This is a genomic window from Polaribacter sp. Q13, from assembly GCF_016858305.2.
In the GTDB taxonomy this organism is placed as follows: Bacteria; Bacteroidota; Bacteroidia; order Flavobacteriales; family Flavobacteriaceae; genus Polaribacter.
The window spans coordinates 396,250-412,925 of the sequence record NZ_CP074436.1; the positions used below are offsets into that span (position 1 = coordinate 396,250).

Here is a 16,676-nt window from a genome sequence, read left to right on the forward strand (position 1 = left end):
TAAATAATACAGGTTATAAGAATTATGGAGTAGAGAGTAAAAGTTCTTTTACTCCATTTATGAGTTTAATAAAAAGTTTACTGTACGCTGTACAACCGGAAAAGATAACTTTATCAAGTTATAAAAAAATAAGTTCCTTAGAAGTTTTATTGTTAAGTATAAAAACTATAATTCCCGCTTTTGTATATCATTTTGATAAAGCTTAGCGGGAATCTAATTTTTTAATCTATTGTTTTTCCTAAAACTACTTGAAAAGCTCCTTTTTTTAAGAAAGGTTTGCTGTTTTCTGCTGTTATTTTAGTTTCCCAAGCGTAAATTTTTTGTAAGTTTTTCAATTTAGATAAACTACCTAAACTAACTTCTGTAACTTGTGTATTGTATAGATTTATACTTGTTAATTTAGATAAGGCATTCAATTCAGAAATTCCGATATCTGTAATTGGATTGCTGTTCAATTTCAATTTTAGCAGATTTTTAAACTGATTAATATCTTTTATATTGGCATCACTTAAGTTATTGTCCTGAATAGATAACCATAAAATATGATCTTTAATCCCTACTAGTTTCTTCAGTTTTTCCTCAAGTAAATCTGCATTAGCAACGGTAATTGTATTTGAAGGTAAAACGGCTTCGTATAAATTAGATCCAAACACTAATTCTCTTAGGGTAAAACCTTCGGATAGAAGTTCATTTAAAACTTTTTCATCTATAACACCTAATTTAGGTAGTTCATTTCCATTGTTTCCATCACTAGATAATCCCAACATTGTGGTAGCAATTGCCAATGTTTTTTTAGAAGATTCTATAGCTCCAATTTTAGTTGAAAAACTGGCATTTGCGTTATCAATCCAATAAGTTATAATAGCTGTTTCTTCTTCTGTTAAAGGAGTTTTTCCTTTTGGAGGCATAAAGTCATCATGATGCGGATTTAATAAAACACGACGAATTAATTCTGACTTGGAAGCATCTCCAGCCACCAAAACAGCACCGTTTTTACCACCACCTAAAATAGCAATACTGTCATGCAGCATTAAACCACCTTTCTTTTTATCAGTATTATGACAACTGGTGCATTTGTTTTCTAAAATAGGAGCTACTAAATAGCTATACACAACAGCATCTTCCACTTTAGTTACCGGTTGTAAAGGTTCTTCTTTCTCTTGAAAAGGAGCATATTTTGTTAAATAATCGCTTCCATGGGTAAGATTACCTCCATAATGACCAGTAACACTTAATAAAATAACAAGTAGAGCAAGTGTTGCAATATTAGATTTGACGCTGTTTAGTTTGCTTATTTTTATTTTATCAATTCTAATTAACCACGCCATAAAAGCAATAACTGTGGTAGCAATTCCAAACCAGAAATGAGAATCAATTGCGGCATCATCATAGCCACCACTTAAAGATAACATATATCCTAAAATACAGGCAATTGCAGCAGTTACGGCTCCTGTTAAAAGAGCTAGCGGAATTCCTGCATTAAATACAGAGTCTTTTTTCCATTTACTATAGATTTCTAATAAAAAAGCAAAGAATAAAAATCCAATAGGCATATGTACCACAAGTGGATGAAATCTTCCTAGAAAGATGATAAAGTCTGGTGTTTCAGTCATAAAATAAATGCTAATAAATTATACGCGTTCTAGTTTTAATGGCGGTGTTTTATCTGCTCTCCATTGGCAGATGTACAAGTTTTTATCATTATCTACACACACATCATGACCATGAGAGATAGGTTTGTCTAGTAATTGATATGATTTTTGAAGTTCTCCATTTACATATAATGGAGCAGTAGCTCCTGGGTTAGAAACCACTTTGTCTCCTTCTAAAATCGTTACAAATCCTGTGGGTTGTTTCCAGTCAGTTTTTCCAACTTCTGGTTGAGACCAGCACACTCCAGCATATAAATTGGTGTCATCAAAAACAGGTCTACAAACTTGCATATTTGGCAAGTGAAGTGTTTTTATATATTTTCCATCTAAGGTAAACCACTTAAAACAAGCCTGACTTCTAGAGGTAACAACCACCATTGGGTTTTCTTTATCTCTGTAATCTATGGCAACACCATGGGCGCTTTTAATTTGATAATTTTTATCTGGATTGTCACTTCCTCCCCAATGTCTAATATAACGACCATTATAATCGTATTGAATAATTCTACTCATGCCGTAACCATCAGCAACATAAATATCTCCATTAGGACCTATTGCTGTTTCTGTTGGGCAAAAAGATTCTCCTGGTTTGTAAATTCCAATAGTAAGTGGATGTCCTATATCAAAAACAACGCGACCATCCATAGTTGTTTTTGTAATTCTTCCGTTGTGTTTTGTCCAACCACCTTGTTTGTTTAAAAACCAACCAGAATCTGCTAAAAATAAATATTCATCTCCTCCTTCGTCGGATATTGTTAAACCATGTCCACCAGGATATGCAGTTCCCCAAGAGTCTATAACGTTTCCAGATTTATCAAAAATAATCACATTGTTTTTAGGATGATCTCCAATCATCACCAATCTACCCTTGCTGTCCATTTGCATTTCATGGCAATTCAATAAAGGGGTTTCAATGGAGCTCATTTTAGCCCAATCTCGTATTAATTTATATTGATAATCTCCGTGCCCTAGAATTACATCATTTTTTTTTGATTTTTTTATCATATGAAAACCAAATGTAGGTGCAGCGGTTAACGCAGCAGTTGCTAGTCCAGCTTTTTTAATAAAATCTCTTCTTGTAGACATCTATTTTGTTTTATGTTAATAAATCTTTTACAACATGTCCATGAACATCCGTTAATCTGTAACGTCTTCCTTGGTGTTTAAAAGTTAATTTCTCATGATCTATACCAAATAAATGCATTAACGTTGCATGGAAATCATGCACATGTACAGGATCTTTGGTTACATTATAACTAAAATCGTCTGTTTCTCCGTAAGAGAATCCCGGTTTTACACCTGCACCTGCCATCCACATTGTAAATGCTTTTGGGTGATGATCTCTACCATAATTTGTATCTGTTAATTGACCTTGAGAGTATACTGTTCTTCCAAATTCTCCACCCCAAACAACTAACGTATCATCTAACATACCACGTTGTTTTAAATCTTTTATTAAGGCAGCATTGGCTTGATCTGTTTTTCTGGATTGACTTTTTGTTCCTCCCGGACAATTGTTATGTTGGTCCCATCCTTGATGATACAATTGTACAAATTTAACGCCTTTTTCTAGTAACTTTCTAGCCATTAAGCAATTTGCTGCATACGTACCCGGATCTTTACTGTCTTTACCATACAAATCGAAAATGTGTTCTGGTTCATCAGATAAATCTGTTACTTCTGGCACAGAGGTTTGCATTTTAAAGGCCATTTCGTATTGCGCCATTCTAGCCTGAATCTCTGGATCACCATAAGCATCTTTCTGAATATTGTTTAGATTTCCTAAATAATCTAACATATGTCTTCTATCGTTTCCGTCGTAATTTTCAGGATCACTTAAATATAATACAGGGTCTTTACCAGATCTAAATTGAACCCCTTGATGTTCTGTTGGTAAAAAACCATTTCCCCATAAACTAGCTTTTAGCGGTTGCCCTTTCCCGTTTTTAGAAACCAAGGTGATAAACGTTGGTAGGTTTTCATTGTCAGATCCTAAACCATAACTTAACCAAGAACCGATAGAAGGTCTACCAGGTAATTGATTTCCTGTTTGCATAAAAGTAATTGCCGGCGTATGATTAATTTGATCCGTTTGCATTCCTTTTATAAAGCATAAATCGTCTACAACTTCAGATAAATAGGGCATGGCATCACTAACCCAAGCTCTAGATTCTCCATATTGTTTAAAATTAAAAGTAGAAGGAGCAACGGGTAATGTACTTTGACTACCGCTCATTCCCGTAAGTCTTTGACCGCCAATAATAGATGGAGGTAATTCTTTACCAAACATGTCTACTAATTTAGGTTTATAATCAAATAAATCTAATTGAGAAGGACCTCCACTTTGAAATAAATATATAATACGTTTCGCTTTTGGTAAATGATGAGGTAAACCTAATCTATTTTTATTATAGGTTTCTAAAATCATTTCTTCGGTACTTTTTTTACCGGTAGCCCCAAACATTTTATCTGCACCTAATAATCCACCTAAAGCAATTGCTCCTAAACCTAATGATGTTTTTTTAAGAAAGGCTCTTCTATCAAGCTGTCTTTCTAACTTTTGTAAATCTCTATTGTTAGATGTTAATTTTTTATGATGATCATTACACATAATTTCTTTATTTAGAGTTTAACAATTTATCGTTTTGTAATAGTTGCATCTGCGTTCATAATTGTACTAGCTACAACAGAATTAGCTGCTATTAATGCTTTATTATCAGTTTTAGAAATTTTAAAAGCACCTGCTTGAAGCCAACCTTTGGTTTTTTCAATATTGCTATCAAAATTTTTATATTCTTCCTTTTGTAATGCTGTTAATAGAGTTAATTCTTTGTCAGAAATTTGTCTTCCGGTTAACTTTTTAAATACAGAAGTTATTCCTGTTTTTAAGTTTTCTGCATCTGTAATTTGTTTTCCTAGTACTCTAGAAGCTTCAATATAGGTTGGGTCATTTAAAACAACTAAAGCTTGTAGAGGTGTGTTTGTTTTTTGTCTACGTGTTGTACACAAATCTCTTGTTGGTGCATCAAAAATAGAAATTGTAGGATTTGGTATGGTACGTTTCCAAATAGTGTACATACTTCTTCTGTATAATCCTTCTTCACCATCTTGAACATAGGTGTCTCCATTTACTTTCCATAAACCTTTAGGTTGATAAGGTCTTACGCTTTCTCCACCAATTTTTCGATTTAATAGACCAGAAGCGGCTAATGCGTTATCTCTTAACATTTCTCCAGACAGTCTGTTAGAGGGGCCTCTTGCGAGCCATTTATTTTCGCCATCTTTAGCTAAAAGTTCTTCCGTAATAACAGAACTTTGTTGGTAAGTGTTAGACATCATAATTGTTTTATGAAGTGCTTTTACATCCCAACCAGAATCCATAAATTGAATAGCTAACCAATCTAATAATGCTGGGTGACTTGGCATTTCTCCTTGATTCCCAAAATCTTCAGCCGTTTTTACAAGTCCGGTTCCAAAAAGATTTTGCCAATATCTATTTACGGCAACTCTGGCTGTTAATGGGTTGTTTTTGTCTGTGATCCATTTAGCCAATCCAAGTCTGTTTTTTTTCACACCCTTTGGCATTGGGAATATTTTTTCTGGAACATTTGGAAAAACACTATCTGTTGGATTGTCATAATTTCCTCTACCTAAAATATAGGTTTGTCTATTATGTTTGCTTTCTTTCATAACCATTATCTGTTTGATAGGGTCTATACTATCCACTAGAACTTGCCTGTCTTTTTCTAATTGTTTTAGGGCGTTTGTATATGGTTTTGAATTTGCAGATAAATAATAATTGACAAATTTCTCTTTTTCAGCATCAGATAAATCTTTGCTGCTTTTTTGCTTCATACTTTTTAATGTTTCTGTATTGGCAATTTGTAGTACTTCTAGTTCGCTTAATTCTTTATTAAACACAAGTAAATCATCAACACTAGCACCTTTAATACCTTTTCCTCTCCATACAGCACCAATTCGTAAACCAGGTTCTAAATGCGGGCTTTTGGCCCCATATAATTGCAAACCATGAAAAACAATGTCTTTATATAAATTATCAAATTCTGTTTTAGTTTGTTGTTTTTCTCCATCTACATAAATAGAAACGCCATTAGCTTTACTAGATCCATCATAAGTGAAGGTTAATTGTACCCATTTTTCTTTTGGAACCTCGTTTAAAGTTTCAACAACAATGGCATTATCTGGATATACGTGAGCCAAAAGTGCTTCTAGTTTGTTGTCTTTAATTTTTAAATGATATCCTCTAAAACTATGTAGTTCTGGACTATTCATTTTATGAAAAATTACGCCTTCTTTTAAATCTTTAGGAATAAAAACTTGTATACCAATACTAAAAGGTTGGTTTCTTTGAAAGATTCCAATTTTGTCTAATTCTAACCAAGTGTCACCATTCATAGAAAGTCCAGTTCCATGCGCTCCTTTGGTGTAAATAGCTTTTTCGTTATCAACAAATTGCTGACGCATTCTTATATTGTTCTTTCCGTTACCACCAACTGTATTTACAAGTTTTTTGTTATTGAAGTCAAAAGCAGCAATTAAACTTTTAGGTTTTGCATTAGTAGCTATTTTTTTATAGCCATTACTAGCAATCCATTTAGTTGCTTTAGCAGTTTCTGTTGTACTTATTTTAGCTACTTTTTCTTCGGTATCATCTACTAAGGTTTCTAAATAAGCCAATACTTTTTCTTGTTCTTCTGTAGGCAACATCATTGCTGGTACTGGTGTCGCAAGATCCCAAGGAATTAAACCGGTTTCATCAATATTATTAAAAAAACTATACATTTCGAAATAGTTTTTTTGAGAAATAGGATCGTATTTGTGGTCGTGGCATTTAGCGCATTCAAAAGAAAGGCCCATTAAACCCTGACTTACAGTTGCTGTTCTGTCGGCAACATATTCAGATCTAAACTCCTCATCAATAATACCTCCTTCTAAATTTTGAGGATGTAATCTATTAAAGGTAGTCGCTAGTTTTTGTTCTTTGGTAGCGTTTTCAAACATATCACCTGCAAGCTGCCAAGTAATAAATTTGTCATACGGCATGTTCTCATTAAAAGCATTAATAACCCAATCTCTCCAAGGAGATGTATCTCTGTATTTGTCATTACTATAACCGTGTGTGTCTGCATAACGAGAAAGATCCATCCAGTCTAAAGTTTTATGTTCTCCATAGGCTTTAGAAGCTAAAAGGCGGTCTATTTGTTTTTCGAATGCATTTGGAGATGAATCGTTTATAAAGTTGTTAATTTCTTCTATAGTAGGAGGTAAACCTGTTAAATCTAGAGTTGCTCGTCTTAATAAAATGTCTTTTTCTGCTTTCTTAGAAGGTGAAAATTTTAAGTTTTCTAATTTAGCAATCACAAAATTATCAATAGGACTAGCTACAAAATCAGTATGTTCTACCGTAGGAATTTCCGGTAATTCTGGTTTTAAAAAAGCCCAATGTTCTTTGTATTCTGCTCCTTCTTCAATCCATTTTACAAAAACAGCTTTTTCATAATCACTTAAGGTTAGGTGAGAGCCTGGTTCTGGCATTATTAATTTAGGATCGTCGGTAATAATACGATGAAAAAATTCGCTATTTTTTAAGTTCTTCGGGTCTATAGCAAATTTACCAGGACTTTCAGAAAGTTCTGCATACGCTAATTCTGCTGTATGTAATTGTAGTCCTCCTTTTATATTTCCTTTATCTGGACCGTGACATAAAAAACATTTATCCGATAAAATTGGTTTTACATGTTGATTAAAGTCAACTTTTTTAGGAAGCTTTTTATACTCCTCAGCTACTGAATCCGGTAAACTTGGACCACAAGAACTAAACAGTAGTAGTCCAATAATAAATAAAAATAACCTCATGCCTTTTAGTGAATCTAATATTATAGGTCACAAAACTAGCATTAAAGTAAAAAATTAACTTAATTAAATCAGACTTAAAAATGCTTATTTCCGATATTTGTTCTATATTTCAGGCTTAACATGATAATTGTCTTGTTTTGATTTAATCTTTTTTTGTATGAATAATTTATTACCTTTTCTAAAGTTAAGTATGTTGCATACAGGTGTAGCTAAACTTAATGAAACATGGCGTTTTAGTAATGTGATAAGTCCATTTGTAAGGTTGTTTCTAGTAACTAAAGGAGAAGCAGAGGCATCTTACGGTGGGAAGACTTTTGTGTTAAAACCAGGTTATATGTATTTAATTCCTAGTTTTACTTATAATGATTATCAATGCAAAGATTTTCATGAACAGTATTATACAGGTTTTTTTGAAGAGATAAAATTAGGGATGTCTATTTTTAATACAAAAAAGTGTAAATATGAAGTGAAAGCAAATGTTACGGATTACGACTTTTTTGAAAGGTTACTTGTTTTAAATCCTAATAAAGCTGTTTTAGATAATAACCCTATAACACACATTAATAGTAAGTTATCTAATTATAAAAGTAGTAAAGATGCTTATTTAAATTACGATATTGAAACACAAGGTGTATTGGCAATTTTACTTTCACGATTTGTTGAAAATGCTGCTGTTTTGGATGATAAAGGAGTTTTTAAAGGTGACTTAAATAGGGTTTTAATATATATTGCAAAACATTTAAATGAAGAATTAATGGTGGCTACTTTGGCAGCATATTGCAATTTAAGTCCAGATCATTTTACAAAATCGTTTTATTCAAAATTTAAAGTAAACCCTAATAAATACATTCAGCTAAAAAGAGTAGAAAGGGCGCAGTTTTTATTACTTACTACGAAGGATTCTTTAGAGCAAATAGCGGAGAAAGTGGGCTTGAAAAGTTTGTCTTATTTCTCCAAAAAATTTAAAGAAATAGTAGGTTTAAGTCCTGCGAAATTCAGAAAAGAACAACTTAATTTATAAACTCTTGGCAAATCATTATAAGTCTTTAAAATTAAAATTGATAAATGCAGGTTATGATAAATTAGATCATAATTGGAATTTTGATAACGTTATTAGTCCGTTTACTAGGTTGTATTTAATTACAAGCGGAGAAGCGTTTGTGTATCATCACAATAAAAAATTCCACCTTTTACCTGGCTATTTATATCTTATTCCCAGTTTTGTGTATAGTAGTTATAAATGCGATTTAAAACATGAGCAATATTATGTCAGTTTTTTCGAAGAGTTAGGGAGTGGTTTGTCTATTTACAATTTTGTAAATTTTAATTATGAAGTAAAAGCAACATGTTTAGATGCTATTTGTTTTGAAAGATTGTTGACTATAAACCCCAATAGAGGTTTGATAAATAATGATCCTAAATACTATGATAATCATAGAACAATGGTTGCGTTTGAAAAACGAAATATAGATTTAACTGCAAGTAATTATTTAGAAACGCATGGGATTTTAAAAGTTTTATTATCTAAATTTATTGATGCGAATCAAACTGTAGAAAAATCTAGTAATTCTAATTTAGATAAGGTGTTAAGTTATATTTCTGAAAATTTGAATAACAATTTAAATATAAAATTATTAGCGGAGTATTGCAGTATGAATAAGGATCATTTTTCTAGAAGTTTTAAGAATAAATTCGGAATTAGTCCAAGCAAGTATATTCAAAACATGCGCATAGAAAGAGCGATGTTATTATTAATAACAACGGATTTCTCTTTGAAAGACATTGTTATGAAAATAGGTTATGAAAATTATTCTCATTTTTTAAGAACTTTTAAGGAGCAGGTGGGGAAAACACCTAAAGAATTTAAGAAAGAGCATTTTGTAGTTTGATATTTTTTTAAATAAATTAATACCGATTTTAAATCTTTAGTTTTTAATGTTTTATACTTCTTTAGTTTACTGTTTTTTAAGCAATGTTTAGCGCTTTAGGATGAGGGAATATTTCTGTTAAATAAATAATACTACTTTTGTGTTCTTAAAGAAGAGGTTTTATGAATAATGATAAAGTAGTTGGTAAACCTGCGTATAGTGTACCAAATTTAGAACGAGGCTTGTTAATAATAGAGTTGTTGGCAACTAAGACACGTGGCCTAACTTTGGCCGAAATAATAGAATCATTATCTTTATCAAAATCCAGTGCTTTTCGTATTGTTAGTACCTTAATTTATAAGAATTATTTGCAAAAAAACGAAACGACAAAAAAAATTACTTTATCAAGAAAGATGTTAAGCCTTGGTATTTCTTCTATGAATGAGCAAAGTATTGTAGAGGTATCTATTGATGTGATGCGGGCTTTAAGAGACGAGTTAAAAGAATCTGTAATGTTGGGTGTTATACTTGGTAGCACAGGTACTATTCTAGAGCAAGTCTCATCATCATTCCCTGTAAAACTATTTGTAGAGCCAGGTACACAGTTTAGTTTACATAGCTCAGTCGGAGGAAAGTCTATATTAGCAAATTTACCTAAGGAAGAGTCGAGTGCTATCTTAAAAAATATGTCTTTTACAAAGTTTACTAAAAATACAATTGTTTCTAAAGTAGCTTTTAAAGAGCAATTAAAAGAAGTAAAAGAAATGGGCTATGCTGTTGATAATGGCGAGGATATACAAGGTATTCACTGTTTAGGAGCTCCCGTATTTAATGAGCATGGTTATCCTGTAGCTGCGTTATGGATTACGGCACCGCATGGTAGATTACGGCATGAAGAATTTTATGTTAAGGGAGAAATAATTGTTAAGTACGCTCTAGAAATTTCTACAAAGTTAGGTTACTTGGGTTAAAATTTTATGCCACCATTATTTTATTGAGTTTTATATTAAGTACGGTTGTACTTTATTGGAATCTATTTTTTTTTGAAACTAATTTCATATATGAAATTAGTTTCATGTGTTTTTGTGTGCTTTTTTTTATTACATTTGTTTCAAATAAGATAACTGTTTCTTATTTGAAACAAAAATTATAAGATGAAAGCAACACAATACGAAGGGAATAAAACCTTTAAAGTAATCGAAAAAGAAGTACAGAAACCAGCAAAAGGAGAAGTAAGAATAAAAGTAGCTTATGTTGGTGTTTGTGGAACAGATGTGCATATTTATCATGGAATGATGGATAAGCGAGTAGATATTCCAGTAACAATTGGTCATGAAATGTCTGGAGTAATTGATGCAGTAGGAGAAGGTGTAACAGGTTTTTCTGTTGGTGAAAAAGTTGTTGTTCGTCCGTTAGATGATAGAAAAGTAAAAGCATCAGACAAAGGATTTAATCACATTTGTGAAGAATTAAAATTTATTGGTATTGACAGTGAGGGGGCAATGCAGCAATATTGGAATGTGCCTAGTTTTGTTTTACATAAATTAAAAGAAAATACCGATTTAAAATTAGCCGCTTTAATAGAACCTTTATCTGTGGCAACACATGATGTTCGTTTAAGTGGATTGGTAAAAGGAGAAACTGCTGTTGTTTTAGGTGGTGGTCCTATAGGATTATTAGTTGCTTTAGTGGCTAAAGAAGTGGGGGCACAGGTTATTGTTTCTGAAGTAAACCCTAAACGTATTGAAAAAGCAAAAGCATTAGGTTTTGATGCCGTAAGTCCTATTGATATTGATTTAGTTGAATATGTAAAAGGAAAAACGGAAGGACGTTTAGCAGATGTAGTTTTTGAAGTTGCAGGTGTTCAGCCAACGCTAGATGTAATGACAGAAGTTGCAGGAATTAGAGGAAGAATTTTAATGGTTGCTATTCACGGTGAGAAAAAACCAGTAGACTTATTCAAATTTTTCTGGAAAGAATTAAAATTAATCGGAGCTCGTGTTTACGAAAAAGAAGATTATGAAAAATCTATCCAATTAATTACTGCCAACGAGTTGCCTTTTATCGACATGATAACAGATGTACAGCCGTTAAGTAACATTCAGCAAGTTTTTGAAAACATAGACAATAATCCTGATGGATTAAAAGTCTTAATGGATTGTCAATTATAAATTCTCATTTAGCCATTGGCTTTTAGCTATAGGCTGAAATGTTAGTTCTAGTGATTTTCGAATTATGAAAAAAAACATATAGAGAAAAATAACCACAATATATACTAATGGCTAAAAGCTAATAGCCTTTTAAAAATAAAAAATGAGTATTTTAAATAGTTTCAGTTTAGAAGGAAAAGTAGCAATCGTAACAGGTTGTAAAAGAGGAATAGGAAAAGGAATGGCAATTGCTTTGGCAGAAGCTGGTGCAGATATTATTGGTGTTTCGGCATCTTTAGAATTATCTGGTAGTGCTATCGAAAAAGAAGTGACTGCTTTGGGTAGAAAGTTTACTGCGTATCAGTGTGATTTTTCAGATAGAAAAGCGTTGTATGCTTTTATTAGCGATGTAAAAGCGAATCATCCTCAAATAGATATTTTAGTGAATAATGCAGGAACAATTTTAAGAGCTCCTGCTGCAGAACATTCAGATGAATTATGGGATAAAGTGATTGAAGTAAACCAAAATTCACAGTTTATCTTAACACGTGAATTCGGTAAAGATATGATTGCTCGTGGTTCTGGTAAAGTAATATTTACGGCTTCATTATTAACATACCAAGGTGGAATTACAGTACCAGGTTATGCTGCTAGTAAAGGAGCCATCGGACAAATGATTATGGCATTTGCGAACGAATGGGCTGGTAAAGGAGTAAATGTAAATGGTATTGCACCAGGTTATATTGCGACTGATAATACAGAAGCATTGCGTAACAATCCAGAACGTGCAGATTCTATTTTAGCACGTATTCCTGCAGGTCGTTGGGGTACACCAGAAGATTTTGCTGGGCCAATAGTATTCTTATCATCTAAAGCATCAGATTATATGCACGGATCTATTACACTAGTAGATGGTGGATGGATGGGTAGATAATTCCAGTGTAAATTAACCTTTAAAAATTATTAAAATGTCAGAAATTAAAGAATACCAATTGTTTATTAATGGTGCGTGGGTAACCTCTACATCAGGAGAAACGATCGATATCATAAGCCCATCTACCCAAGAAATTGTAGGAAGGGTTCAAAATGGTACAGCAGCAGAAGCTATTGAAGCATTAGAAGCTGCGGATAAAGCGCAAAAAGAATGGAAAAAATTACCTGCTCGTGAGCGTGCAGATTTGTTATATAAATTAGCTGATGAAATAGATGCTAATACAGATTATTTAGCAGAATTATTAGTTAGTGAGCAAGGAAAATTATTAAAAGTAGCAAAAGGAGAAGTTGCTGTAACAGCTTCTTTTATTAGATATGCTTGCGAAGGAGCAAGAAGAATTGAGGGAGATATTATTCCTTCGGATAATCCTAACGAACAAATCTGGATTCAAAAAGTACCTCGTGGAGTTGTTGTTGCTATTACTGCTTGGAATTTCCCATTGGCATTAGCAGGACGTAAATTAGGTCCGGCTTTAGTTGCAGGAAATACGATTGTAATTAAACCAACGTCAGAAACACCATTATCAACTTTAGAGTTAGGAAACCTTGCCAATAAAGTAGGTATTCCTGCAGGAGTTATTAATATTTTAACAGGACCAGGAAGAGCAATGGGTAACGCTTTAGTAGAAAGCCCTATTTGTAAAATGGTTACTATGACGGGTTCTACACCAGTAGGACAAGCAATTGCAAGAAATGCTGCAGAAAACTTAACTCATGTGCAATTAGAATTAGGAGGAAAAGCACCTTTTATTGTATTTGCAGATGCGGATATAGATGCTGCTGTAGATGCGGCATTGCATTCTCGTTTTGATAACTGTGGACAAGTTTGTACTTGTAATGAACGTATGTATATTCAAGAAGATATTTACGATGTTTTTATGGAGAAATTCATTGCTAAAGTAAAAGCGATAAAAGTAGGAGACCCAATGTTAGAAGAAACCGATATGGGACCAAAAGTAAATGGAAATGAATTAAAAAACATGGAGCATTTAGTAAAGGTAAGTTTAGAAGAAGGAGCAACACTTGCTACTGGAGGTAAAAGACCAAAAGGAGGTGTATTTGACAAAGGGTTTTGGTTTGAACCAACGGTTTTAACAAATGTAACTCAAGACATGACTATTGTTCATGAAGAATCATTCGGACCTATTTTACCTGTATTAAAATTCAAAACTTTTGATGAAGTTATTGGGTATGCAAATGACTGTGAATATGGTTTAGCTGCCATGGTTTTTACCAATGATATGAGTACAATTATGAAATGTAATGATGAACTTGAGTATGGAGAAATCTATGTAAATAGAGGTCATGGAGAGCAACATCAAGGTTTTCATAACGGATATAAAAAATCAGGTTCAGGAGGAGAGGATGGTAAATACGGTTTTGAACAATACATGGAAAAGAAAACTTTCTATATTAGACATAAAGCGTAGTTTTTCTAAAAAAAAAATAGGATCATGAAAATAAACATTTACATCGCTTTTTTAACCGTTTTTTTGGTTGGTTGTCAATCATCAGAAAAGAAAAAAGAAGCTAGTTCAGAAACAAGTAAAAAACCAAATATTGTGGTTATTTATTTAGATGATTTAGGTTACGGAGATTTAAGTTCTTACGGCGCAACTTCATTTAAAACACCAAATATTGATGCGCTTGCAAATGGCGGAATTAAATTTACAAACGCATATGCTTCATCTGCAACATGCACACCAAGTAGGTATGCGTTGTTAACAGGGGTTTATCCTTGGAGAAATAAAGATGCACATATTTTACCAGGAACGGCTCCTTTGGTTATTTCAACTGCTCAAGAAACAATACCTAAAATGCTTAAAAAAGTAGGATATCAAACAGGTATTGTTGGTAAATGGCATTTGGGTTTAGGATCTGGCGTTGTAAATTGGAATGAGCATATTTCACCAGGACCGAATGAAGTAGGTTTTGACGAGTCTTATATTATGGCGGCTACGCAAGATCGTGTGCCAACGGTATATATTAAAGATGGAAATGTAGTTGGTTTAGATCCTAGTGATCCTATTGAAGTAAATTATGATACTAATTTTGAAGGTGAACCAACAGGAAAGGACAATCCAGAATTGTTAAGAATGAAATGGCATCATGGTCATAATAGTAGTATTGTAAACGGTATTCCAAGAATTGGATTTATGAAAGGTGGTGAAGCTGCAAAGTGGACTGATGAAGAAATGGCTGATAACTTTTTAACAAAAGCACAAGCTTATGTAAAGACACATAAGCAAGCACCTTTTTTCTTGTATTATGCTATGCAACAACCACACGTGCCAAGAACTCCGCATCCAAGATTTGTAGGAACTTCTGGTTTAGGACCAAGAGGAGATGTAATTATAGAAGCAGATTGGGCCGTTGGTCAGTTAATGAAAACTTTAAAAGAAGAAGGTCTTTTAGAAAATACAATTGTAATTCTTTCTAGTGATAATGGCCCGGTTTTAAATGATGGTTATTTTGATGATGCAGAAGAAAAATTAGGAAATCATGATCCTAAAGGAGGATTAAGAGGAGGTAAGTATAGCTTGTTTGAAGGCGGTACAAGAGTTCCTTTTATTGTTTCTTATCCAGGAAAAATTCAACCTAAAGTTTCTGATGCATTGGTAAGTCAAATAGATGTGTTAGCTTCTTTAGGGAAGTTAGTTGGAGCATCTGCAGGAACACCAGTAGATAGTGAAAATCACTTAGATGTTTTATTTGGGAAAAGCGAAAAAGGAAGACAAGATTTAATTTTAGAAGCAACTTCTAGAACAGCTTTAAGAAGTGGGGATTGGTTGTTAATTCCGCCATACAAAGGTTTACAAGCTGTAATTGAAGATGTGAAAATAGAAACAGGTAATGCTGATGTTTTTCAGTTGTATAACTTAAAAGAAGATGCAGGTCAGCAAAATAACTTAGCAGACAAACATACTGAAAAGGTGAAAGAATTATTTGCTAAATTTATTGAGATAAGAGGAGAGAATTATAGTAAAACACAGAAATTAGAATTAAAGTAATTTAGAGATGAGCACAAAAATAGCCAATATAAAAACCCAGTTATTTACAGTTCCATTACCAGAGGTAATGTCAGATGCAAAACATGGAGATCATTATCATTTTGAATTGGTAACTGTTACTGTTACTTTAGAAGATGGAAGTGAAGGAACCGGATATACATACACTGGTGGTAAAGGAGGATTTGCCATAAAGGCGATGGTAGAACACGATTTTACAAACGTTTTAATTGGTAAAGACGGAACAGATATTGAATCTATTTACGACTTTTTAGAATGGCATGTACATTATGTTGGTCGTGGAGGAATTGCTTCTTTCGCAATTTCTGCTGTAGATATTGCTCTTTGGGATATCCGTTGTAAAAAAGCGAATAAACCACTTTGGGAAATGGCTGGTGGAGCAGGAAATACTTGTAAAGCATATTGTGGTGGAATCGATTTAATGTTTCCAATAGAAAAACTTTTAGGAAACATGAAAAGTTACCTAGAAAGAGGATTCAATGCTGTTAAGATTAAAATCGGTAGAGAAAATTTACAAGAAGATTTAGACAGAATAAAAGCAGTGAGAGAATATATTGGTCCAGATGTTACTTTTATGGTAGATGCCAATTATTCGATGACGGTAGAAAAAGCTATTAAAGCGATAGAAGGTTTTAAAGAACATAATATTACCTGGTTTGAGGAGCCTATTATTCCGGATAACTACAAAGGATTTGGAGAAATAGTTGACAAAACAGGATTTCCATTAGCTATGGGAGAAAATTTACATACGATTCACGAATTTGAATATGCAATGGACCAAGCTAAATTATCTTTTGTGCAACCAGATGCTTCTAATTGCGGAGGAGTTACAGGTTGGTTGGCAGCTGCAAGATTAGCAGATAAGCATAACATACCAGCATGTTCTCACGGAATGCAAGAATTACACGTAAGTTTAGTTTCTGCGCAACCAAATTCTGGTTGGTTAGAAGTGCATAGTTTTCCTATTGATGAATATACAACAAGACCATTAGTGGTAGAGAATTACAGAGCAGTAGCGCCAGATTACCCAGGAGTTGGAGTTGTTTTTGATTGGGAAAAATTAGCTGAATTCGAAGAAAAATAATTAGTCATTAATTAAAAACACAT

General features: G+C 33.0%; 12 protein-coding genes. 8 read left to right on the forward strand and 4 right to left on the reverse strand.

All coding sequences use genetic code 11. The features are described 5' to 3' along the window. Nucleotides 1-221 precede the first annotated feature (221 nt). Genes JOP69_RS01655 through JOP69_RS01670 form a run of 4 tightly spaced genes read right to left on the reverse strand, consistent with a single transcriptional unit; the run spans nt 222 to nt 7,529 of the window. Nucleotides 222-1,613: a c-type cytochrome domain-containing protein gene (locus JOP69_RS01655; RefSeq protein WP_203393830.1), complete on the reverse strand. Its 1,392-nt coding sequence runs from the start codon at nt 1,611-1,613 to the stop codon at nt 222-224. Nucleotides 1,614-1,631: 18 nt separating this feature from the next. After that, a complete protein-coding gene (locus JOP69_RS01660) occupies nt 1,632-2,738 on the reverse strand; it encodes a twin-arginine translocation signal domain-containing protein (protein ID WP_203393831.1) in 1,107 nt (368 codons plus the stop codon). Nucleotides 2,739-2,748: 10 nt separating this feature from the next. Continuing rightward, entirely contained in the window at nt 2,749-4,263 is a 1,515-nt protein-coding gene (locus JOP69_RS01665; RefSeq protein ID WP_203393832.1) for a DUF1501 domain-containing protein, read from the reverse strand. A 26-nt stretch (nt 4,264-4,289) separates the two neighbouring features. Beyond that, nucleotides 4,290-7,529: a DUF1553 domain-containing protein gene (locus tag JOP69_RS01670; RefSeq protein ID WP_203393833.1), complete on the reverse strand. Its 3,240-nt coding sequence runs from the start codon at nt 7,527-7,529 to the stop codon at nt 4,290-4,292. A 157-nt stretch (nt 7,530-7,686) separates the two neighbouring features. Between JOP69_RS01670 and JOP69_RS01675 the strand changes: the two genes are divergently transcribed. From JOP69_RS01675 to JOP69_RS01710, 8 genes are all read left to right on the forward strand, one after another. After that, nucleotides 7,687-8,550: an AraC family transcriptional regulator gene (locus tag JOP69_RS01675; protein ID WP_203393834.1), complete on the forward strand. Its 864-nt coding sequence runs from the start codon at nt 7,687-7,689 to the stop codon at nt 8,548-8,550. Nucleotides 8,551-8,554: 4 nt separating this feature from the next. Beyond that, the gene (locus JOP69_RS01680; protein WP_203393835.1) at nt 8,555-9,418 is read left to right on the forward strand and encodes an AraC family transcriptional regulator; all 864 of its coding nucleotides are present in this window, start codon (nt 8,555-8,557) and stop codon (nt 9,416-9,418) included. A 161-nt stretch (nt 9,419-9,579) separates the two neighbouring features. Beyond that, a complete protein-coding gene (locus JOP69_RS01685; protein ID WP_203393836.1) occupies nt 9,580-10,368 on the forward strand; it encodes an IclR family transcriptional regulator in 789 nt (262 codons plus the stop codon). A 183-nt stretch (nt 10,369-10,551) separates the two neighbouring features. After that, nucleotides 10,552-11,568, forward strand: coding sequence for a zinc-binding dehydrogenase (locus tag JOP69_RS01690; RefSeq protein ID WP_203393837.1), 1,017 nt, complete (start codon nt 10,552-10,554; stop codon nt 11,566-11,568). A gap of 148 nt (nt 11,569-11,716) precedes the next feature. Then, the gene (locus JOP69_RS01695) at nt 11,717-12,481 is read left to right on the forward strand and encodes an SDR family NAD(P)-dependent oxidoreductase (RefSeq protein ID WP_203393860.1); all 765 of its coding nucleotides are present in this window, start codon (nt 11,717-11,719) and stop codon (nt 12,479-12,481) included. 34 nt (nt 12,482-12,515) lie between these two features. Beyond that, complete coding sequence (aldA, locus tag JOP69_RS01700; RefSeq protein ID WP_302850195.1) at nt 12,516-13,970, forward strand: aldehyde dehydrogenase; 1,455 nt, start codon at nt 12,516-12,518, stop codon at nt 13,968-13,970. A 24-nt stretch (nt 13,971-13,994) separates the two neighbouring features. Further along, nucleotides 13,995-15,551, forward strand: coding sequence for an arylsulfatase (locus tag JOP69_RS01705; protein ID WP_203393838.1), 1,557 nt, complete (start codon nt 13,995-13,997; stop codon nt 15,549-15,551). Nucleotides 15,552-15,558: 7 nt separating this feature from the next. Then, complete coding sequence (locus JOP69_RS01710; protein ID WP_203393839.1) at nt 15,559-16,653, forward strand: mandelate racemase/muconate lactonizing enzyme family protein; 1,095 nt, start codon at nt 15,559-15,561, stop codon at nt 16,651-16,653. The last annotated feature ends 23 nt before the right edge of the window (nt 16,654-16,676 follow it).